The sequence below is a fragment of the Variovorax glucosi genome (assembly GCF_051216695.1).
Taxonomy (GTDB): Bacteria; Pseudomonadota; Gammaproteobacteria; order Burkholderiales; family Burkholderiaceae_C; genus Variovorax.
In genome coordinates this window covers 1-1,106 of record NZ_JBPJZE010000308.1, presented here as the reverse complement: position 1 = coordinate 1,106, position 1,106 = coordinate 1, and the positions used below count along the sequence as shown (strand labels likewise).

The 1,106-nt window shown below is 59.6% G+C and carries 1 protein-coding gene; it reads left to right on the top strand.

From position 1 onward, the window contains the following. Positions 1-95 precede the first annotated feature (95 nt). Positions 96-896, top strand: coding sequence for a GntR family transcriptional regulator (locus tag ACSFA3_RS25200; protein WP_435508069.1), 801 nt, complete (start codon positions 96-98; stop codon positions 894-896). Positions 897-1,106 lie beyond the last annotated feature (210 nt).

The following is a 1,106-nucleotide window of genomic DNA, read 5'->3' as shown; positions in this document are numbered from 1 at the left end:
CGATCACCGGCGTCGTTAATACGTTCTAATTCTATAACGTTATATATTTATGATGATATGGGTGGATAGAATTTGTTTCTTTTCTACGCAAGCTCATGACAAAGTCTTCCGAGAGCGGATTGGCTTCCAGAAAGAACGGACTGCCGCTTCACCACCAGCTCTACGTGGTTCTGCGCGAACAGATCATGAGAGGGCTTTACGCCCCGGGTGCGCTGATTCCCAATGAAGCCCGTCTGGGCGAACTCTTCGGCGTCTCGCGCATCACGGTGCGCCGAGCCGTGGCAGACCTGCACGCCGAAGGCCTCGTGGAGAAGCAACAGGGCAAGGGGACTTTTGTCCGCATCGAGCTTCCGGCCCAGCGGCCCGCGGCGACGCTGGGCTTTGTCGATGCGCTGCGTCGCACGGCGCTGAATACGCAGGTGACGGTGCTGGACGTGCAGACGCAGGATCCTCCCGCCGTCATTGCCGTGCAACTGGACCTGCCCGCAGGACATACGGCCGTTCATGCAGTGAGATTGCGCTCGTCGAGCGGGCAGCCACTCATGGTCACAGATGCATGGGTGCCGCACCGTTTCGCGTCTGGTGTCACCCGCGCCAAGCTCAAGAAGCAGGCGCTCTACGAGATCCTGCTGGCCCAGGGCGTCGAGTTCGGGCGCGTCGTGCAGGAGATCACTGCCGTGCCTGCCGATCCGCAGCACGCAACGTTGCTGGGCGTGAACCTCGGTTCACCAATGCTGCGCCTGACCCGGGTGCTCTATGCAATAGATCGTGTCCCAGTGATGCACATCACCATTCATGTCTCGCCGGAGCGCAGCCGGATCTTGATGGACGTCGCGGTGGAAAGCCTCAATACCTTGGGGGCAGGGCAGATCACGCACGACGCGCCAAGACTGTAGGAGCCGACCGCTTCCGCGGTTGTCCCCGTTGCGAGTCATTCAATCAGAAGAACTAGCTCGCTGAGATTCCCAGTTCTCGGCGGGCCAGGAACATCGGGTCTTCAGAATCTCGACGTCCGACGACTGACCCAGGGACGTTCTGTGGCAACTGCCGTGGAAGCGGTGTGATCAATTTCCAATCCTGTATGACAACCCGATCTGCGATTCGCC